We start from the raw sequence: 20,905 nt of genomic DNA, 5'->3' as shown, positions 1-20,905 counted from the left end.
AATCAGTTAAACCAGTGTGCGCGAGCTTTCATGATGAGAGCCTTTGCGTCTTCTTCGTTGATGCCAGTCATTTCGATTAACTCATCAACAGCCAATTCCGCCAAATCATCACGAGTATGAACATTACCTTCCGCCAACTTAGCGATAAGCGTTGTTGTAACACCATCTAAGCTACGTAAATCTTGAGAAACCTCTTCCACAAGCTCTTCTTTTGCTAACTCCATCGTCAACAAAGAATCTCGTGCACGAGTACGTAACTCATTAACCGTATCTTCATCGAATGCATCAATCTCAAGCATCTCTGATAACGGCACATACGCCACTTCTTCTAAGCTATTAAAACCTTCTTCAATCAAGATATCAGCAACTTCTTGGTCGACATCAAGCTTGTCCATAAACAATGCGCGAACCTTTTCTGACTCTTCCTCAGTTTTTTGCGCTGACTCTTCTGGAGTCATGATGTTGATATGCCAGCCAGTCAATTCGCTAGCTAAACGAACGTTTTGGCCACTGCGGCCAATCGCGATCGCCAAATTCTCTTCGTCGACCACAACATCCATGGCGTGCTTTTCTTCATCAACCACAATCGATTGAACTTGCGCTGGTGCCAAGGCACCAATCACGAATTGAGCAGGATCTTCAGACCACAACACAATATCCACCGCCTCGCCAGCGACTTCATTACGAACAGCTGTCACACGCGTACCACGTACACCCACGCAAGTACCGATTGGATCAATACGTTTATCGTGAGCAACTACAGCAATCTTTGCGCGAATACCAGGGTCGCGAGCTGCGCCTTTAATTTCTAACAAACCTTGCTCAATCTCTGGCACTTCATTCTCAAACAATTTAATTAAAAATTGTGGAGCTGTACGAGATAACTCAATTTGAGGACCACGCGCTTCGCGGTCAACTTTAACGATAAAACCGCGCACGCGATCGCCACTACGTAGATTCTCTTTAGGAATCATTTGATCACGGCGCAACAATGCCTCAACACGACCCGATTCAACAATCAAACCATTTTTATCAGCACGCTTAACCGTACCCGTCATGACATTCTCGCCACGCTCAAGGTAATCATTCAAAATCTGTTCGCGTTCAGCATCACGAATACGCTGCAAAATAACTTGCTTGGCTGTTTGTGCGCCAATACGACCAAAAGCAATTGATTCAACTTGCTCTTCGATATAGTCACCTACCTCGATATCAGGAATTTGTTCTTTAGCTTCAAAAGAAAGAATTTCCTTGTCCGGCTCTTGCAGGCCCGCTTCATCAGGAACCACCAACCAACGACGATAGGTTTCATATTCACCACTATCACGGTCAATTGCAACACGCATATCGACATCTTCTTCATAGCGCTTTTTGCTAGCAGAGGCTAAAGCCATCTCCAAAGCTTCAAAAACGATATCTCTATCTACATTCTTTTCGCGTGCTAATGCGTCAGCTAGCATGAGGACTTCACGACTCATGATTTTCTTCCTTTGAAATCAACGACAGGGACTAACCTAGTTTTTTCAACTTCGGCTAGAGTAAATTCCAGCATGGCTTCATTGCCATCAGGTGCTTCAAACAACAAACCTAGTTTGGCATCTACAGAGTCAGCGTCACCACTAACCAAACCTTGTAAGACACCCACATAATTCTTTCTACCGGATAGAGCAACACGCAACTTAACATTTGCCTCCAAACCCGCGAAGCGGATATGGTCTCCCACTGTTTTCACAGGTCGATCTAATCCTGGTGAAGAAACTTCCAATCGCTCATAGTTAACCCCATCTACAGGCAAGCTGTAATTCAAATGGCGACTTACTTTTTCGCAATCCGTAATATCAATTGGGCGTGAATAATCAATGTTTTCAATTGTGACGCGCAGCAAACCACGACCTTCACGCTCGATATCCACGAGTGTGTAACCTAGGCCCTTTAAAGCATCAGCAATTAAAACTTGTTCGTTTGCCATAAAGCTATTACGTTTAATTTCACCAAAAAAAAATGGGCATAGAGCCCATATTCCTAAACAAAAAGAACATGCCCGACTTACGTTGAACGCAACTTTAGCCGGAACTACTAAAGACTTGAATTATATAGGAAGTTCAAATAGCTGCCAAGGGATTCCCCTTAGGGAACCCTTGTTTTAATCAGCTTTTTGTGAATTTTTTACCAAATTTGGCGCCCGGCTTAGCACTCTGACCCCGATTTTTACCAGCCCCAGAACGATGAGCCCCCTGACCAGGGCCTTTTTTACCAAATTTTTGTCCAGAACGCGGTTTATCAGCTGCCGAACCAAAACCACTGCCATGGTGAACACCCGCTTGACTATCCTCATCAAAACGACGACCCTGACCCTGACCTTGGCCACCGCCAGAACGACCTTGATGCGGACGACCACCAGCATTAGAGCGATGCCCTTTACCTTTATGCTTCGAACCACCACGCTCGTCACCATGCCCTTGAGCAAAACTTCGACTAGAAGCCTGCCTTAAAGCATCTTTCGACCCCCAATAAGACACTGATGTTTGCATTGGGTCAGGCTGACCACCACCCGATTCAGATCGATGTCCTCGGCCATCTCTAGGATCCCGCCTTGGTTTATCCCCCATACCTTGAGGAACTTTTAGGCCAGCCATCTTCATCAATTGCACAATTTGATCGGAAGGAACCTCTTCCCAACGGCCTCTTCTCAAGCGAGGAGGCAACACAAATAAACCATAACGCGTACGAATCAAGCGTGAAACAACATGACCTACCGCCTCAAACATACGGCGAACCTCGCGGTTACGGCCTTCAGTTAGAGCCACGTGATACCAACGGTTTGCACCCTCGCCACCACCAGCAATTAATCTTAAAAATTTGGCAACGCCATCATCTAATTGAACACCTGTCTTTAACTGCTTCTCTTGCTCAGGATCTAACTCACCTAAGATACGAGCAGCATACTCACGTTCAACCCCATAACGTGGGTGCATCAAACGATTAGCCAACTCACCAGAAGTTGTAAATAACAAAAGCCCTTCTGTATTGAAATCCAGACGGCCTACAGCAATCCATCTACCCTGCTTCGCTTTAGGCAAACGATCAAATACCGTCGGTCGACCTTCAGGGTCTGATTGACTCACAATCTCCCCCGCAGGCTTGTGATACATGATGACACGAGGGGGCTTTGTTGCAATCTTACGATGCACCATCTTGCCATTAATACGCACTTGATCAGTCGGCCCCACTCTCTGACCAATATGAGCAGGCATACCATTCACAGACACACGGCCTTGAATAATCAAGTCCTCCATGTCACGGCGCGACCCCATACCCGCATCAGCTAGAACTTTATGCAACTTGACAGTATCTTCGTCGAAACCTTCTTCATCAACGTCATCAAGATCAGACCAAACTTCATCACGTAAGCTTAAGGGCAACTCATCAACGCTTGAGAATTGCAGCGTCGGCATAACCTCTTCTTCAGTAGCCAACTCTTTCTCAGCGCCATCCTCAGCGTGCTCACGATCTTCCTCAGCAATCTCTGCCAAAGTTTGAGCAACCATTTCATGCGTCACTTCCGGCTCGGCTTCAGGAGCATCAAGCGCTGCATCAAACTCACCGGAAACAACCGAAGCAAACAGCGCTTGACTCTCTTCTGCCAAAGGATTTGCTTTAGGTGCTTGCTGATGACGTTGCGTACGCTCAGACCTCTCATGACGCTGATGTCTAGGTCCACGTCTTTCAGGACGCTGACCCTCTGCACCAACAACGCTTTCCCCCTCAACCACGGGAGCAGACTCAGCACCTTCTACTGCATCACCTTCTGCCGTAGGTTTTGCACGAGGCTTACCGCGCCCCTTGTTATAAGGTCCACGGCCAAAACGTTTAGGTCGACGCTCACCACCTTCTTGCCCACCAGCTGTATTAGCTGATTCTTTCCCCTCACTCACAACAGATGATGAAGGTTTATCCGATTCAAATTCAGGTGTTGTCATTAGGCTTTATCTTGATCATTACTATCTGAAGCTTCTGGGGATTCCTCTGAACCACCCTCCACCGACTCTTTAGCTTCGACATCTATCACCTGAGCCGCATCACCCTCAAACTCCATCACACGCTGAGCAACTGACTCTGCCTGAGCTTCAGCGCTTTCTAGGATTGGCAAATCTTGCAAAGATGTTAACGAGAGATCATCTAAAAAATCACGAGTTGTTGCATACAGACCTGGACGACCCACAGTTTCTTTATGCCCAACCACCTCAATCCAACCGCGGTCTTCTAACTGCTTAACCACATTTGAACTAACCGTTACACCACGAATCTCTTCAATCTCACCACGAGTTACAGGCTGTCTATAAGCAATAATTGCCAAAGTCTCCATAACTGCTCTTGAATACCTAGGTGGCTTCTCAGGCGTTAAGCGATCTAAGAACTCTCGCATACTCAAACGACTCTGGAAACGCCAGCCTGTTGCTAACTCGAGAAGCTCCATTCCCTTTTCTGACCAATCAGCCTGAATTTCCGTTAAAACATTTTTAATGTCTTCAGCAGGCACTTCTTCTACAAATAAACGACGCAAGTCATTAATCGTCATAGGCTCAGATGCACATAAGAGTGCAGTTTCAAGCACCAGCTTGAGCTGTTCAGGATTCATAAATTTAAAAAGGGAAAATATTTATATTAGGGTTAAGGATTGCCGGCACATAGACACCGGACATATTTTTATTAACCGACTAGGGAATTATTGTAACAAAGTTCAGGCAATGCAAAAACCGCCTTTCAAAAGCGCATCTGAAAGGGTCAAAGCTCTATACAAACCAAACAATCCAGTTGAAAACATCAAAAGTGCCACAAAGTACCTTACCGAACTCAGGTGCCCCCAACCCGCTAACCTAGCGGACAATCCTGAAATTAGTAGTAAGTTAGGCAAAGTACCCAAGCCAAATGCCAACATCAACAAAGCGCCTGATCCAGGATCCCCCGACAAAAATGCCAAAGGCAATACGCTATAAATAAGGCCACAAGGCACCAACCCCCAAACAACCCCACTCCACCAACGCGCTTGATGATGGTGCCCTGCAATTACTTTTTTGGCTAATTTGGACCATATGTGGGCTGTTTTTTCATTAAACCAAACCTCCCAAGTACTCACTTGGCCTTTCGTTTGCCGGAGAATTCGGTACCCCTGTAAAAGAAAAATGCCAGAAGCTAAAGCAAAAAGGACTCTTTGAACAGGCACCCAATCCTGTTGCCAAATAGGAAAACCCAACGACCCCGCTAAAGCGCCCAATAAAACATAACTGCTCACACGCCCAGCATGCATCAGCATTTGTTCATAAATAAAGGATTGTTTGGTGCTAGCCCTCAACGGGACAACCGTAGATTTTTTTGGGGAAACATTTTTTTCAATGGCAGCGGATATCCCACCACACATCAGAGCGCAGTGCCAGCCGCTGACTAAAGCGCCCAGAAAGATAGTTAAGAACAAGGTACTTGTGACCATGATTAGGTATATTTTGTAAGTATTAATGTCACAAAATGGCTATAGAATACTAACTATTATTAGCCCTGTAGTTGATTTAAACCAAATAGACGCATGAATCATATACCCTCTGTAGACAAACTTAATAAATGCTCAACATGCGTGCTTGGGCAATTTTGTCTGCCAGTTGGCTTAAGTCAAGATGACGTCAACAAAATTGACACCCTTGTCACTGAAAGGGTACGTCTCAAAAAAGGCGAATCGCTCTATCGACAAGGCGAACCCCTCACCGCTGTTTATGGCATTAAGTTCGGCACACTAAAAACAGAATATGCCTTACAAGATGGGCGTGAACAAATTACCGGTTTCCACTTACCTGGAGAGATGCTAGGTCTTGATGGCATTGGTGAAAACCATTACCAATCAAATGCTATTGCTCTTGAGGATAGTGAAGCTTGCGTGGTACGTTTCTCCGACTTTGAGAGTCTAGCGAGACAAATTCCTTCGCTACAACATCAATTCCATCGAATTCTCAGCCGTGAATTAACGCAAGACCAACGACACATGCTATCGCTAGGCTCTCTGAGAGCTGAAGAACGCCTAGCTAGTTTTCTATTAAATCTATCTGACCGTTTAGCCGCTCGCGGCTACTCTCCCATTGAATATCACTTACGCATGAGCCGTGAAGAGATTGGCAGTTACCTAGGTATTCAATTGGAAACCGTTAGCCGCCTGTTCTCTCGCTTTACCGAATCAGGCCTTATTCAAATTAAACAACGCCACATTAAGCTAATTGATATGGACGGCTTATTGGAGCTTGCAGGGAAATCCCGAGCTATTCACTGCGCCGACCCTAATCACGTACACATATTAAATAATCAAACCGCCAAATAAAAAAGCAGCCTAGGCTGCTTTTTTATTTGAGATTATTTACTTTTCATTTAAAACATGAAACGATCTGTTTTTTCCTCTAAATCAGATAACGTTCCAGGAAGAACAAAAATACTTAAAGCACTCGAAAGTGCACACAAACCCCAGAGGATAAAAAATCCTACTGAATAAACTGCCTCATGAGTGGCTTCTAAATGATGTCCAAAGAACACCAAGTCATCTGGATCAATCATGGTAAAAAGTAAACCTTCAGCCATACCTGCCACCAAAAACGAAGGCCACAGAATCCACATCAATAAGCGCGTTTTCATTTGGTCACTTGCTCCACTTTAAAGCCTTGCTTGACTACACCCTCGCGCACCACCTGATCAACATCTTTGGTTAATGCCAAGTAAATCGTAATGGCAGAACCGATAGCGCCAATTGCGGGACCACTAATGATTAGCCAAGGCCACAACTGTTTCCACCAAGGTTTTACTTTTGTATCTGACATCATCAGCTCCTATCTCTATTCCTCTAATTAACGAGGAACAATGAAACTAGATTTTTCATCGCGAACTCTAATAGCTTCTGAAGCATTAGAACCCTCTTCTTTGGCTTGAACATCAAAATGAATTTGATAATTGCCTGTTTTTACATCATCAATCAAAACGCGAACTTTGACGGGTATTAAAAGATTGCTAGACGAATTAACCACCAACTCACCAACTTCTTTACCTTGAGAATCCAAAACCTGCATACCAGGCAAACCGGTTGCAGCGACAGTAACTCTCATAGGATTTTCAGATGAATTCATAATCTGAAGTCTATAAACATTCTCAATCTTTGTACCTTCAATTTCCCTTGCTAATGCGCCACGATCTCGCATTACATCAACCCTTAATGGATTACGCATAAAAAGAGAAACTGCAAAGGCAGTCATTAAGACAGCCATAATGCCGATATAAATCATCACACGCGGTCTAAAAATATAGTGGCGTGCTTTTTTATTATCAATGTTTTCCAACATGGCACGCTCAGATGTATAACGCACTAAACCTTGTGGGTAACCTACTTTATCCATCACCTGATTACACGCATCAATACAGGCGCCACAACCAATACACATGTATTGAAGGCCATCACGAATATCAATACCTGTTGGGCAAACTTGTACACAAATACTGCAATCAACGCAATCGCCCAAACCCAACTCTTTGTGATCAGCAGACTTTGAGCGACTACCTCTTGGTTCACCACGAGTTTTGTCATAAGTAACAACAAAGGTGTCTTTATCCACCATCACACTTTGGAAGCGCGCATAGGGGCACATGTATTTACATACCTGCTCACGCATAAAGCCAGCGTTACCCCAAGTGGCAAAGCTATAGAAAAACAACCAAAATGCTTGCCAAGGCCCCAAAGTAGCTGACATAACCGCAGCACTTAACTCTTGCATTGGGGTGAAATAACCAACAAATGTGAAACCAGTCCACAAGGCCACCAAAATCCATAGCGCATGTTTGGTTAGCTTAATACGCCATTTACGGAAGCTCCATGGCCAATCTTCACCATCCAAACGAATCCGCGCAAAACGATCTCCCTCTACCTTGCGTTCGATCCACATGAAAATTTCGGTGTAAACCGTCTGCGGGCAAGCATAACCACAGAACAAACGCCCGGCCACAGCTGTAAATAAGAAAAGTGCTAACGCCGAGAGGATTAATAAGAGCGTTAAATAAATAATATCCTGCGGCCAAAGAACTAAGCCAAAGATATAAAACTTACGTGACAACAAATCAAATAGAACAGCCTGTCGACCGTTCCAAGTAATCCAAGGCAATCCGTAAAAAAGTAACTGAGTAGCAGCTACCAAAATCAAACGCCACTTGGCAAAAACCCCACTCACTGAGCGGGGGTAGATTTTTCGCCTAACTTCATAAAGGGATAACTCAACCGTATTAGATGAGTTACCCTCTTCTTCTGGAACACTATTTGACATTACTTAACAGCTTTATCTTTAACGTTAGACAACCCCCAAACATAGGCAGTCAATAAATGAACTTTCTCAGGCGTCAAAATAGTTTCATGCGCAGGCATCTTACCGTTACGACCCTTTGTAACTGTTTCAATAATTGTTGCTTCAGACCCACCATATAACCAAACTTTATCAGTTAGGTTAGGCGCACCCATCGCAACATTACCTTTGCCGTCACCACCGTGACAAGCTGCGCAGTTAGCTTTAAATACATCGGCACCACGAGCTGCCTTCAACTGATCAGCAGCTAAACCAGACAAGCTACGTACATAGTTAGCCACATCGCTTACCTGACCACCTTCTAAAGCAGCGCCAAACGGAGGCATAACACCAGCACGACCACCCATAATAGTTGTCTTAATGGTTTCAGGTTCACCACCATACAACCAATCACTATCGGATAAATTTGGGAAACCTTTTGAACCACCAGCATCAGATCCGTGACACTGAGCGCAATGATTCAAGAATAAACGCTGGCCCATCTCACGAGCTTTTGGATCAGCAGCAACCTGCTTCACGTCCAACTCCATGTATTTAGCGTAAATCGGCTTAAGTTCTTGGTTGGCCTGGACTACTGACGCATCATGAGCGCCTGTTGTTGTATACCCCAAAACACCTTGGTAGGTACCCATGCCTGGATACAACACAAGATAAACGATGCCAAAAATACAAGACAACAAGAACATCCACATCCACCAACGTGGCAAAGGATTATTTAACTCACGTAAATCTTCATCCCAAACATGACCCGTGTCATCCACAGATCCATCAGGCTTGTAGGTTACGTTTGTTTTACGTTGTGAAAACAACAGATATAGGCACCACACGATACCTACAGCTGTTACTAAGGCAATATATACGCCCCAACCATTATTAAAAAAGTCACTCATGATTAGTCCTTCTTATATTCGTCAGGAAGATCAAATGGCAAATTAGCTGATTCATCATTAGCAGATTGACGTTTAGAGGACCATGCCCACCAAACAATCCCCACAAAAAACACCAACCCTAAAATGGTCGATGTTGCTGATAAATACGGCACAATATTTTCCATATAACCTCTGCTATTAATTAATTGCTAGCCGCAGCTTTAGCCGGTTGAACTGCACGACGGTTAGTACCTAAACCTTGCAAATAAGCAATCAACGCGTCCTCTTCGGTTTTACCTTCTAACTCTTTAGGGCCATTAGCAATTTGTTCTTCCGTATATGGCACACCCAAACGTTGCAAAGCTCTCATGTGAGCAGAAATATCCCCAACATTAGTCGCTGGATTTTTTTGCAACCAAGAATAAGCAGGCATATTTGATTCAGGGACCACGTCACGTGGATTACGCAAATGAATGCGGTGCCAATCATCAGAATAACGCTCACCTACACGAGCCAAATCAGGACCTGTACGTTTTGAACCCCAGAAAAATGGGTGGTCGTAAACAGATTCGCCAGCCAATGAATAAGGGCCATAACGCTCAGTTTCAGAACGCAAAGTACGAATTTGTTGTGAATGACAACCCAAACAACCTTCACGTTGATAGATGTCACGACCAGCTAAACGTAAAGCTGAATATGGCGTCACTCCAGGAGAAGGCTCGGTGGTTGAGTGTTGGAAAAACAATGGCACGATTTGCACCAATCCAGCAATTGCCACCACGAAAATAGTGGTAATAATCAACCAACCAGCATTACGCTCAAGCGTAGCGTGGGAGAAGAATTTATGATTTTGATCAGACATGTTTTTCTCTCCTTCGCTTAGTGGTTTGCCTGAACTGCAGGGATTGGAGCTTCAATAAATGTCTTACCCCAAACAGTTTTATAAACGTTATATGCCATCACAAACATACCTGTGAAGTAACAGAAACCACCCAACAAACGAATCACATAGAACGGATAGGTTGCTTTTACTGACTCAACAAAGCTGTATGTCAATGTGCCATCAGGCTGGAATGCTCTCCACATCAAACCTTGCATCACACCGGCAATCCACATAGCGGCGATGTAAAGCACCACGCCAATCGTAGAAATCCAGAAATGCAATTCAATGAGTTTTGTGCTGTACATCTCTTTTTCACCCACAAGGCGTGGAATCAAGTAGTACATAGAACCAATCGTGATCATGGCTACCCAACCTAAAGCACCTGAGTGAACGTGACCAATGGTCCAGTCTGTGTAGTGAGATAAGCTGTTAACAGTCTTAATAGACATCATCGAACCTTCAAACGTAGACATACCGTAGAAAGACAATGCTGTAATCAAGAACTTCAAAATAGGATCGCGGCGTAGCTTATGCCATGCGCCAGATAAAGTCATGATGCCGTTAATCATACCGCCCCAAGATGGCGCCAATAGGATCAATGAGAACACCATACCTAAAGACTGAGTCCAGTCAGGTAATGCAGTATGTTGCAAGTGGTGAGGACCAGCCCACATGTATGTAAAGTTCAACGCCCAGAAGTGAACAATCGATAAACGATATGAGTAAATTGGACGCTCAGCTTGTTTAGGAATGAAGTAGTACATCATGCCCAAGAAGCTTGTTGTTAGGAAGAAACCTACCGCATTGTGTCCATACCACCACTGGATCATCGCATCTTGAGCGCCAGCATAGGCTGAATATGATTTCCACAAACTAGCTGGCATTTCGATATTGTTAACAATATGCAACATCGCAATTGTCAAAATATAAGCCCCAAAGAACCAGTTAGATACGTAGATATGTTTTGTCTTACGCTTAATCAATGTGCCAAAAAACACAATTGCATAAGCCACCCATACCACTGTAATTAAAATATCAATCGGCCACTCTAACTCGGCATACTCTTTAGAAGCTGTAATACCTAATGGCAAGGTAACAGCTGCAGCAACAATGACTGCCTGCCAGCCCCAAAAGGTGAAAGCTGCTAGCTTATCGCAGAACAACCTCACCTGACACGTGCGCTGCACAATGTAGTAGGAAGTCGCAAATAGAGCACTACCACCAAACGCGAAAATAACCGCATTCGTGTGTAACGGACGCAAACGTCCATAGCTCAAAAACGGAATATTAAATGTGATATCAGGCCAAATTAACTGCGCAGCCAAAATCACACCTACCAACATGCCCACAATGCCCCAAAGCACGGTTACTAAAGCAAATTGGCGAACCACCTTGTAATTAAAGGTGTTTTCATTGTTACCCACGGTAAGTCCCATGGTTTCTCCCTTACTAGCCTTTTGGCCGATTTATCCCACCACGATTATCAAACTGCCATCATGAAATGGGTTTGACATAGGTCAAGTTTTTTCGGGAGAGTTTGTTTTTATTGGATTTATTACTGTTTTTTGACTGAATCTGAGGTGGATTTAGACTCTGGCGCATCATCATCCATCAAAATGGCATGACCGGGCCCCTCTAAATCCTCAAATTGACCGCTTTTAACGGACCAATAAAGAATTAAAACGATAAATGCCACCACAACAAGTGACATTGGTATTAAAAGATAAAGACTTTCCATACCAACAGTCTAGCCTAGGATTGCCTCATATTAATTAGTAAAAAACATTAATTTCAGCCAGCGCTCATCTTTTACTGATTAATCAACTAACTTTCCGAAGGCGCCAAGCATTCAAAGTAACAGCCAGAGAAGATAAAGACATGCCGATACCGGCAATCCATGGGTTTACCAACCCCATCATGGCAACAGGAATAGCCACCACGTTATAAATAAACGCCCAAATTAAATTTTGCCGCATGATAACTTGAGCTTTAGTGGAAATAACGAGTGCTTGAGACAAAGTTTTTAAAGATTCAGAAGTTAATACAGCATCAGCTCCTGCTTGAGCTAAAGGCGCCCCACCACCTACGGCAATTGAAATATCTGCCTTAGCCAAAAATGGCGCATCATTCACGCCATCACCTACTGCCCAAACAGTTTTACCTGCTACCTGTAGTTTTTGAATAAAGGCATATTTATCCTCTGGCAAAGCCCCGCCAACAAAATCTTTAATGCCAAAATAATGAGCCCACCATGCTACCGTTGCCTCATCATCGCCAGAAAGCAAATGAACGCGAATGCCTTTTTTCTTAGCTGCGCTAATAAATTCTTTGGCGCCATCGCGAGGCTGATCCGATAACGCAAACACTGCCAATAATCCATTAGCATCACTCAAATAAACTAAGCTCGCTTGCTCGTAAGTTTTTGGAACAGCTACATCACTAACACCCGCCCAACGATAACTACCCAAGCGATATTCACCAGACTCTAAACCCTTACCCAATTCGCTGATAGGTGCTTGCGGCAAATTAAAAGGCTTGATAGATAAGCGCTCAGTCGCATCCAGAATAGCCAACGCTAGGGGATGTTTTTGCCCGACCTCCATCGCAGAAGCAATACCTAAAACATCTTCCTTAGTAAAACCATCCCTGATGTGCAACACTTCCTTTAACTCTGGCCTTCCAATAGTTAAGGTGCCGGTCTTATCTAAGACCAAATCTGTTGATTGAGCCAACACCTCCATGGCATGACCTCTGACCACCAACAACCCTAACCTTGTTACAGCACCTTGCGCGGCCGCCATTGCTGCCGGAGTGGCCAAAGACAAAGCGCATGGACAACTGGCGACCAACACGGCTACCGCCACCTCCCATGCTCTACTAGCATCCAAAAAAAACCAAGCAATTCCTGTTAATAAAGCAGCGCTCATTAAAAACACTACAAAATAACCCGCCCATTTTTCAGCCAATCCTACTAATTGAGGTTTAGCGTGAAGTGCTTTATCTAATAAAGCGGCAATGCCTGCAATTCTTGTCGCCTGACCAATCGCTGTCACGCGCATCAGAATTGGACTCACAATATTGTGACTACCGGCATACAAGACATCAGAAACTTTTTTAGCAACGGGTCTGCTTTCACCAGTCAATAAAGACTCATCAAGACTTGCTTGCCCTGATAACAACTCACCATCAACTGGAATAATTTCTCCAGGAGAAATGCGTAAAACATCCCCCACTGCACAACGTATCACCGGAATAGACTTAGATAAGCTGCCTGGGTAATCTTCAATACGCTCACAAGTTGCGGGCAGTTGTTTAGCTAGCGCCTCAGCGCCACCTTGTGCATCTTGTCTAGCCAATAACTCTAAATAACGAGCGCCTAACAAAAATGCCACAAACATCGTAATCGAATCAAAGTAACTTTGACTCAGGCCTGTTACCAAACTAATTGTGCCAGCTAAAAAAGCAAGCGCCACAGCCAGCGTGACAGGCACATCCATGCCTAACATACCAGTTTGCCTAAACGATCGAATACTATGCCACGCTGCCACAAACATCGGACCAGCAGAATAAACAACCACAGGTACTGTTAACGCCCAACTTGTCCAGCCTAACAATAAGGAGTGCTCTACCAACAAGTCTTCTGCGCCAGTATAAGTTGGCCATGCATACATCATGACTTGCATCATGCCTAGCATTGCAACGCCCAAACGCATCAACAACTGATGTCGTTCCTTCTTTGCAATATCAGCGGCCATGGATGGCTCAAAAGGCCAAGCTTCATAACCAATCTGCTCTACTGCATGCAAAATTTTAGAAAGCGTAACAACTTCAGGGTCAAACTGAACCGTGGCACGCTGCGTCACATAATTAATTTGAACATCTGTCACACCGGGGATTCTTTTTAGATGCTGCTCGTTTAACCAAACACAAGCCGCACACCGAATCTTTTCCAACCGCAAAGTTGTTTCAAGGCATCTCGCTTGATGATCCCGATTAGCTACAGGTCTAGTAAACCGATCCAACAAAAGCGGGTCATCGTAGGCTAAAAGCTGATCAGGAATCTCGCTGCTAAGCCCTTTAAGATTATCAGGCTTCCCGCCAAGAGGAACTCGCCGCGCATAAAAGGCATCTAACCCTTGACCATGAATAGTCTGCGCAATCGCCAAACAACCAGCACAACAAAAATAGCGAAGCTGACCCTTTAGATCAGCGCTATAAGGCGTATGAATAGGTAACTCGCCACCACAGTGGTAACAGTTATCTTTAATAGCAGGAGAAATCTCAGGCGATACGTTCATTTAAGCCTGAGATTCTAGGCTTTCTTTCTAGCGATAGGAAACTCTATCGAGAATTTTTTGCGCATAAATTTGATTTTTACCAATAGCAGCTATAGAAATATTCTCTTTCTTAAAGCTACCCCACTGCTTCAAAGCCTCATTATTAGTCTTAACAGAAGGTACAGCTGGCCATTCATTATTGCCATCCGCAAAATATTGTTGCGCTTGATCACTTGCTAAATACTCTAAAAACTTAATGGCGGCTGCCTTATTGGGGGCATTTTTCGCCACCGCACCACCAGCCACATTCATATGAGTCCCAGATCCTGCCTGATTAGGCCAAACAAAACCTATCTTAGAAATAATTTGGCGATCTTCTGGTTTATCAGAACGCATGATGCGCGCTAAATAATAAGAATTCGTCAAAGCGACACCGCACTCACCAGAAGCAACACCTTTAATCTGATCCGTATCACCACCCTTAGGCGCTCTAGCCATGTTGGCCACCATACCCTTAGCCCAAGCCTCTGCTTTAGCCTCACCACTTCGCTCAACCATAGCCCCAATCAAAGACAACATATAGGGATGAGAGCCTGAACGGGTACAAACTCTTCCTTTATTGACTGGATCCGCTAATTTTTCATAGGTATCAACATCAGTAGGTTTAACAGCAGCTTTGTTATAAACAATCATCCGAGCTCTTGTGGAGAAACCAAACCATTGGCTACCTTGCCCCACATCACCTGAGCGCAAATTCTTAGGAATACGTGTCTCTAGAACCTTAGATTGAATAGGCTGAAACAAGCCTTCAATTTCTGCGCGCCACAATCTTGCGGCATCTACCATCAAAATAACATCCGCTGGACTACTCTTACCTTCGCTACGCAATCTCTCAAAAAGAGCATTGTCATCAGCCTCAATACGGTTGATCTTGATACCTGTTTGCTTAGTAAAGTTTGCATATAAAGCTTCATCAGTTTGGTAATGCCTTGCAGAGTACAAATTCAAAACTTGAGAAGACTGAGATAATGCTGACATAGACAAACAACAGCTCATAATTGAAAAAGCTGCCACAACCATTACTTTTGATTTTTTAATAGACTGCATGCTAAAGAAACACCTTCACAACAATATTAATGAGAACGATTCTCAAATAGATTACCACACTTCCCGCAGAAGTTTTTTAACCATGGCGGGAACCGGTGTATTAAGCCTATCACTTTTAGGCGGTTGCTCAAGCTTTGGCAGCAAAAAACCAAAAATTGGTTTAGCCCTTGGTGGCGGGGCTGCCAGAGGATTTGCACACATTGGCGTTATTAAGGCTCTTGAAGCTCAAGGCATTAAACCTGACCTAGTGGTTGGCACGAGCGCGGGCAGCGTCATAGCAGCCTTATACGCATCAGGTAATCCTGGTACCGAATTAAATCGCATGGCACTCACCTTGGATGAAGCCTCGATTACTGACTGGGCTCTACCTTTTTCCGGGAAATTTGGTGGAATGATCAAAGGTGATGCATTGCAATCAACTGTTAATCGCCTTGTTAAAAATCAACGTATTGAAAATATGCCCATACCCCTTGGCATTGTTGCAACCGATTTACAAACAGGTGCCGGTATCCTCTTCCAACGAGGTGATACGGGTCAGGCTGTACGCGCCTCTTGCAGCGTCCCAGGCGTTTTCCAACCAAGCGTCATCAATGGCCGTGAATATGTCGATGGTGGCTTGGTATCGCCCGTACCAGTCCGTTATGCCAAACAAATGGGGGCTGATTTTGTTATTGCTGTAAATATCTCAACAGAACCCAGCACACAAGATACCAGTGGCACATTGGGTGTTTTATTACAAACCACCTCTATCATGGGTCAAAGCATTAACCACTTTGAACTAGAAAATGCTCAAGTAGTAGTCCGCCCGCAATTAGGCACCATGAAAGGTACCGATTTCAAATCGCGGAATGCCGCCATTCTTGCTGGTGAAGAAGCTGCGATGGCTCAAATGAGTCAAATTAAGTACAGACTCGGCATGAAATAAAAAAGCCAGGCATCACCTGGCTTTTTGTGTTCTTAAGTCTTTGCTTTAAATCTTTTAAAGGCGACCGCTCTTCTCAATACGCTCTTGGTAATCCAAAAGTAATTGTTGACGCTGTTCTTCAGTCATAGCATCTGAGCCATCCAAACGACGAGCGCCATCATAGCGTTTTACCCAGTAAGCCTTAGTCATATCATCAACACGAATCGACTTACCTCTAGATGGGGCATGGATAAACTTGTTATCGCCCACGTAAATACCTACGTGAGAAAAAGCATGGCGCATCGTATTAAAAAATACCAAATCACCAGGCTTTAATTGTTCCTTGTTAACCTCTAAACCTACTTGACTCATTTGTGCAGACTTACGTGGCAACAAGAAGCCAAAAGTATCGTTAAATACATAACGCACAAATCCACTGCAATCCAAGCCACTCTTAGGTGTATTACCACCCCAACGATAACGCACGCCAATTAACTGCATCGCATTATCAATGAGACCCTCTGTCCCGCCCACTACAGAGCTAGTTACAGTATTAGCTAATTGACTAGCTGCGCTAGTAAATTTGCTACCAACTGTTTCAGTAGCTATTTCAGGCTCGGCAATAGACTGCGCCATGGCGTAGGAGCCATAAAGCGCTGAGTAAGCAACTAGCAAAGCGAGAAGCTGGTGACGAATCTTAGTCATCCGTCCATTATACCCTGAACCCATTTATCAGCCTAATTCTTAGGCTAGAGCTCTTGATGCTTGATTTGTTTACCTTTTTTTAAGGTTATGATGCGGTGCGCCATGGCATGAATAACCTCTAAGTCATGGCTAATTAACAAATAAGCCATGTTGTATTTGTTCTGCAAATCAGACAATAAGGCCAAGATTTGCTTCTGAATCGTGACATCCAATGCTGAAGTTGGCTCATCCAACACCAAAACTTGAGGTTTTAAAACCAAAGCTCGAGCAATCGCTATTCGCTGACGCTGCCCACCAGAAAACTCATGGGGATAACGACTATATGCGGTTCGATCCAACCCAACCTCTTTCAAGGCATCAATAACCAACTGCTTTCTAGCATCTAAAGATAAGTGTGGCTGATGTAAAGATAAACCTTCCCCAACAATCTGGCCAACGGTCATCCTAGGAGATAAGGATCCGAATGGATCCTGAAAAATGACCTGAAAAGACGAACGCAAAGAACGCTGCTGAGACTTACTCATCTCAAACCAAGGATGCTCCAATACCTCGACACTACCGGACACTTTTGCACCTGTTTGGCCTAAGAGATCCAATAAAGCCATCGCTAAAGTTGATTTACCAGAACCTGACTCGCCAATCACACCCAAAGTTTCACCTTGGCGCAATTCCAAGCTAACATTTTTAACAATGGGGTCATACTCACGTTTCCATAAATCAGAAACATGTAAGCCCCTTAAAAATTTTTTAATTCCCGAAACCCAAGAACCCCCTGCTTTAGGAAATGCCACGGAAATATCCTGAGCCTTTAATAAGACAGGTGCAATAGGTACGACCGGCACAACACTTCGAGCAGGACTACTGTTCACTAAACTCTCGGTATAGGCATGCTCTGGATGCGTAAAAATTTCCTCAGTTGACTGACACTCAAGTAACTTACCTTGGTGCATGACACCTACCCGAGAAGCAAAATGCCGCACCATATTTAAGTCATGTGTAATCAGTAACACAGCCATACCACCATGACTCTTAGCATCTTCTTGCAAACTTTTTAGCAACTCCAAAATCTGCAGGCGTAAATCTGGATCTAGCGCTGTTGTTGGCTCATCAGCAATTAACAACCTAGGCTTACATGCCAACGCCATCGCGATCATGGCTCTTTGACGCTGACCACCCGACAATTGATGCGGGTAATACGAGAAACGCTCTTCAGGAGAAGGGATGCCTGTTTTAGTGAGCAAGCTAATTGCACGCTCTTGACATTGCTGCGTTGAAAGTAATGGCTCATGACACATCACCGCTTCAACAATCTGATTACCTATCGTATAAAGAGGGTTGAGCGCTGTCATAGGCTCTTGAAAAATCATGGCGATATCTTTGCCACGAATAGACCGCAACTCTGTTGGCGATAACTTAAGAAGATTGCGAACACCCTGACGACCATCCATCTCAATAGCGCCGCTCACTGCCGCGGACTCAGGCAATAAACCTATGAGAGATAAACCGGTTAATGTCTTTCCAGATCCAGATTCACCTACGATCGCTAGGCGTTCTCCTTCAGCGATATCCAAGCTGAAATCATTAACAACTGTTTTCCGTCCAAAACGAATCGTCAGATTTTTAATAGTAATTAAAGATCTACTCATCAGGCTTCCTTGCCTAAATTTTGATGAGCCCTTCTTGTGTCAAATGCATCTCTCAAGGCATCTCCCATAAAAGTGAGCAGCATCAAAGTTCCCGCCAGCACCAAAAAAGTGGCCAATGAAATCCACCATGCATCCAAGTTAGCCTTCCCCTGAGACAGCAACTCTCCCAGACTTGCTTTATCGGGTGGAACACCTAACCCCAAAAAATCCAAACTGGTTAAAGCCAAAATGGCGGCGCTCATCCTAAATGGTAAAAAAGTAATCACAGGCGTCAAACTATTAGGAAGAATGTGACGCCACATGATTTGTGAACTAGATAAACCTAAGGCATGGGCTGCTCTCACATACTCCAATGATCTATTTTTTAAAAACTCTGCTCGCACATAATCCGACAACCCCATCCAGCCAAACAGAGACAGCAACACAATCAATAAACCTACGCTAGGTGAAAAAATAGATGCAAAAATAATTAACAAATATAACTCAGGCATCGAACTCCAAATTTCAATAATCCGCTGAGATACCAAATCAACTCGACCACCCCAGTAACCCATTAATGCGCCACTTAATACACCCAAAAACACTCCAAGAATAGTCAGAGATAATCCAAATAAAACAGAGAGGCGAAATCCATAAATTAAACGTGCCAACACATCACGTCCGCGATCATCAGTTCCCAGCCAATTATCCCGAGAAGGTGACGCCGGATTTGGTTCTTTAGCAAAATAATTTAAGGTGTCATAACGATAGGTAATAGGCGGGTAAATAGCCCAATTACCTGGCTTAGAAAACGTCTTCTTAATATCAGGATCTAGATAATCCGTTGGCGTTGGAAAATCTCCCCCGAATGTTTTCTCTGAATAGTCTTTAACGATCGGAACGTAAAAACTACCTTCATAACGCACCAACAATGGTCGATCATTCGCAATTACTTCAGCAAAAAGACTAACAATGAATAAAACAGCAAAGATCCAAAGACTCCAATACCCCAAACGATTGGCTCTAAATCTCTTCCATTGATCACTATGGGAGATAGCATTCATCCATCTCAGTCTAGGCATCAAGATCATGCGCCCCCTCCTGACTGACTATCAAATTGAATACGTGGATCCACCATCACATAAGCAATATCAGAAATCAACCTAGTCACTAAACCAATCAATGTAAAGAAGTACAAAGTACCCAATACCACAGGGTAATCTCGCCTCATGACGGCCTCATAAGAAAGCAAACCTAAGCCATCTAATGAAAATAAAGTTTCAATTAATAAAGAGCCTGTGAAGAAAGCTCCAATGAAAGCCGCAGGGAATCCAGTGACCAAAGGAATCATGGCATTACGGAATACATGTTTCCATAAGACTTTATCTTCGCTAAGACCTTTAGCTCTCGCAGTTAATACATATTGCTTGCGAATTTCTTCTAAAAAAGAATTTTTAGTTAGCATCGTAATTACTGCAAAATGCCCTAACACTGAAGCAGTAATCGGTAGCACTAGATGCCAAAAATAATCGAGCACCTTACCCGCCCAACTCATTTGCGCCCAATCATCCGAGGTTAAACCTCTTAAAGGAAATATCTGAAGAAAGCTACCACCCCCAAATAAAACCAAGAGTAAAACACCCAAAACAAACCCTGGAATGGCATAACCCACCAATATCAAAACACTACTAACCGTATCAAACCTTGTACCTATTTGAACGGCTTTTTTAATGCCTAACGGTATTGATATCAAATATGTAATTAAAAAAGTCCACAACCCCAAACTGATAGAAACAGGCAACTTAGATATCACTAACTCCCAGACGCTTTTATGCTGATAGTAGCTTTGTCCTAAATCAAAAGTCGCAAACTGTTTAAGCATTTGCACATACCGCTCATGAACAGGCTTATCAAAACCATACAAAGTCTTAATCTCTTTAAGTCGTTCTTCATCAATGCCTTGTCGACCACGATAAGTGGCACCCCCACCGGAGGATTCGCTATGACCAACACTAGCCTCACCTCGCCCCTTGAGCTCCAACATCATTTGCTCAACAGGCCCTCCCGGAACAAACTGAATCACAGCAAACGTTAAAGTGATAACGCCCAATAAAGTTGGAATCATTAAGAAGATTCGTTTAACGATATATCTAAACAAAG

The 20,905-nt window shown here is 43.9% G+C and carries 21 protein-coding genes; 2 read left to right on the top strand and 19 right to left on the bottom strand.

Going from position 1 to position 20,905, the window contains the following annotated elements; genetic code table 11:
• Positions 1 to 2 precede the first annotated feature (2 nt).
• The 5 genes from nusA to ICV01_RS03630 form a co-directional block, all read right to left on the bottom strand.
• On the bottom strand, positions 3 to 1,478 hold the full coding sequence (gene nusA, locus ICV01_RS03650; RefSeq protein ID WP_215288720.1) for a transcription termination factor NusA: 1,476 nt from the start codon (positions 1,476 to 1,478) through the stop codon (positions 3 to 5).
• Complete coding sequence (rimP, locus tag ICV01_RS03645) at positions 1,475 to 1,969, bottom strand: ribosome maturation factor RimP (RefSeq protein WP_215288718.1); 495 nt, start codon at positions 1,967 to 1,969, stop codon at positions 1,475 to 1,477. Before rimP ends, nusA begins: the two co-directional genes overlap by 4 nt.
• Positions 1,970 to 2,147: 178 nt before the next feature.
• Entirely contained in the window at positions 2,148 to 3,980 is a 1,833-nt protein-coding gene (gene rluB / locus ICV01_RS03640) for a 23S rRNA pseudouridine(2605) synthase RluB (protein ID WP_215288716.1), read from the bottom strand.
• Positions 3,980 to 4,639, bottom strand: a complete 660-nt coding sequence (gene scpB, locus ICV01_RS03635; protein WP_215288714.1) for an SMC-Scp complex subunit ScpB — start codon at positions 4,637 to 4,639, stop codon at positions 3,980 to 3,982. Before scpB ends, rluB begins: the two co-directional genes overlap by 1 nt.
• A 102-nt stretch (positions 4,640 to 4,741) precedes the next feature.
• Positions 4,742 to 5,488 (bottom strand): sulfite exporter TauE/SafE family protein, encoded by a 747-nt coding sequence (locus tag ICV01_RS03630; RefSeq protein WP_215288712.1) that lies wholly within the window; start codon positions 5,486 to 5,488, stop codon positions 4,742 to 4,744.
• 93 nt (positions 5,489 to 5,581) lie between these two features.
• Between ICV01_RS03630 and ICV01_RS03625 the strand changes: the two genes are divergently transcribed.
• A complete protein-coding gene (locus ICV01_RS03625; protein ID WP_215288710.1) occupies positions 5,582 to 6,361 on the top strand; it encodes a helix-turn-helix domain-containing protein in 780 nt (259 codons plus the stop codon).
• A gap of 47 nt (positions 6,362 to 6,408) precedes the next feature.
• Here ICV01_RS03625 and ICV01_RS03620 read toward each other — a convergent pair whose 3' ends face one another.
• The 10 genes from ICV01_RS03620 to ICV01_RS03575 all read right to left on the bottom strand — a co-directional run bounded on the left by ICV01_RS03620 (position 6,409) and on the right by ICV01_RS03575 (position 15,460).
• Positions 6,409 to 6,669, bottom strand: a complete 261-nt coding sequence (locus tag ICV01_RS03620; RefSeq protein WP_215288708.1) for a hypothetical protein — start codon at positions 6,667 to 6,669, stop codon at positions 6,409 to 6,411.
• Complete coding sequence (locus ICV01_RS03615; protein ID WP_251369385.1) at positions 6,666 to 6,851, bottom strand: hypothetical protein; 186 nt, start codon at positions 6,849 to 6,851, stop codon at positions 6,666 to 6,668. Before ICV01_RS03615 ends, ICV01_RS03620 begins: the two co-directional genes overlap by 4 nt.
• 27 nt (positions 6,852 to 6,878) lie before the next feature.
• Positions 6,879 to 8,339 (bottom strand): cytochrome c oxidase accessory protein CcoG, encoded by a 1,461-nt coding sequence (ccoG, locus tag ICV01_RS03610; RefSeq protein WP_215288704.1) that lies wholly within the window; start codon positions 8,337 to 8,339, stop codon positions 6,879 to 6,881.
• A complete protein-coding gene (gene ccoP / locus ICV01_RS03605; RefSeq protein ID WP_215288702.1) occupies positions 8,339 to 9,265 on the bottom strand; it encodes a cytochrome-c oxidase, cbb3-type subunit III in 927 nt (308 codons plus the stop codon). Before ccoP ends, ccoG begins: the two co-directional genes overlap by 1 nt.
• A 2-nt stretch (positions 9,266 to 9,267) precedes the next feature.
• Entirely contained in the window at positions 9,268 to 9,429 is a 162-nt protein-coding gene (locus tag ICV01_RS03600; protein ID WP_371817470.1) for a cbb3-type cytochrome oxidase subunit 3, read from the bottom strand.
• Between the two features lie 17 nt (positions 9,430 to 9,446).
• On the bottom strand, positions 9,447 to 10,106 hold the full coding sequence (gene ccoO / locus ICV01_RS03595) for a cytochrome-c oxidase, cbb3-type subunit II (RefSeq protein ID WP_215288700.1): 660 nt from the start codon (positions 10,104 to 10,106) through the stop codon (positions 9,447 to 9,449).
• Positions 10,107 to 10,123: 17 nt separating this feature from the next.
• A complete protein-coding gene (gene ccoN, locus ICV01_RS03590; protein WP_215288698.1) occupies positions 10,124 to 11,563 on the bottom strand; it encodes a cytochrome-c oxidase, cbb3-type subunit I in 1,440 nt (479 codons plus the stop codon).
• A gap of 119 nt (positions 11,564 to 11,682) precedes the next feature.
• Positions 11,683 to 11,865, bottom strand: coding sequence for a cbb3-type cytochrome oxidase assembly protein CcoS (gene ccoS / locus ICV01_RS03585; RefSeq protein ID WP_215288696.1), 183 nt, complete (start codon positions 11,863 to 11,865; stop codon positions 11,683 to 11,685).
• 82 nt (positions 11,866 to 11,947) lie between these two features.
• Positions 11,948 to 14,425, bottom strand: coding sequence for a heavy metal translocating P-type ATPase (locus ICV01_RS03580; RefSeq protein ID WP_215288694.1), 2,478 nt, complete (start codon positions 14,423 to 14,425; stop codon positions 11,948 to 11,950).
• Positions 14,426 to 14,452: 27 nt separating this feature from the next.
• Positions 14,453 to 15,460, bottom strand: coding sequence for an extracellular solute-binding protein (locus ICV01_RS03575; protein WP_251369405.1), 1,008 nt, complete (start codon positions 15,458 to 15,460; stop codon positions 14,453 to 14,455).
• Positions 15,461 to 15,593: 133 nt separating this feature from the next.
• On the opposite strand from ICV01_RS03575, the gene ICV01_RS03570 reads away from it, so the two are divergent.
• A complete protein-coding gene (locus ICV01_RS03570; RefSeq protein ID WP_251369404.1) occupies positions 15,594 to 16,436 on the top strand; it encodes a patatin-like phospholipase family protein in 843 nt (280 codons plus the stop codon).
• 54 nt (positions 16,437 to 16,490) lie between these two features.
• Here the strand turns inward: ICV01_RS03570 and ICV01_RS03565 are convergent, their stop codons facing one another.
• From ICV01_RS03565 to ICV01_RS03550, 4 genes are read right to left on the bottom strand one after another with little or no spacing between them, the layout of a single operon-like run.
• Positions 16,491 to 17,120 (bottom strand): C40 family peptidase, encoded by a 630-nt coding sequence (locus ICV01_RS03565; protein WP_215288680.1) that lies wholly within the window; start codon positions 17,118 to 17,120, stop codon positions 16,491 to 16,493.
• Between the two features lie 44 nt (positions 17,121 to 17,164).
• Positions 17,165 to 18,766: an ABC transporter ATP-binding protein gene (locus ICV01_RS03560; protein ID WP_215288678.1), complete on the bottom strand. Its 1,602-nt coding sequence runs from the start codon at positions 18,764 to 18,766 to the stop codon at positions 17,165 to 17,167.
• Positions 18,766 to 19,836, bottom strand: coding sequence for an ABC transporter permease (locus tag ICV01_RS03555; RefSeq protein WP_215288676.1), 1,071 nt, complete (start codon positions 19,834 to 19,836; stop codon positions 18,766 to 18,768). The genes ICV01_RS03560 and ICV01_RS03555 overlap by 1 nt, the downstream gene beginning before the upstream one ends.
• Positions 19,833 to 20,903, bottom strand: coding sequence for a microcin C ABC transporter permease YejB (locus tag ICV01_RS03550; protein ID WP_215289118.1), 1,071 nt, complete (start codon positions 20,901 to 20,903; stop codon positions 19,833 to 19,835). Before ICV01_RS03550 ends, ICV01_RS03555 begins: the two co-directional genes overlap by 4 nt.
• Positions 20,904 to 20,905: the final 2 nt, after the last annotated feature.

This window comes from Polynucleobacter sp. MWH-Spelu-300-X4, assembly GCF_018687515.1.
In the GTDB taxonomy this organism is placed as follows: Bacteria; Pseudomonadota; Gammaproteobacteria; order Burkholderiales; family Burkholderiaceae; genus Polynucleobacter.
This window is presented reverse-complemented; position numbering and strand designations above follow the sequence as displayed.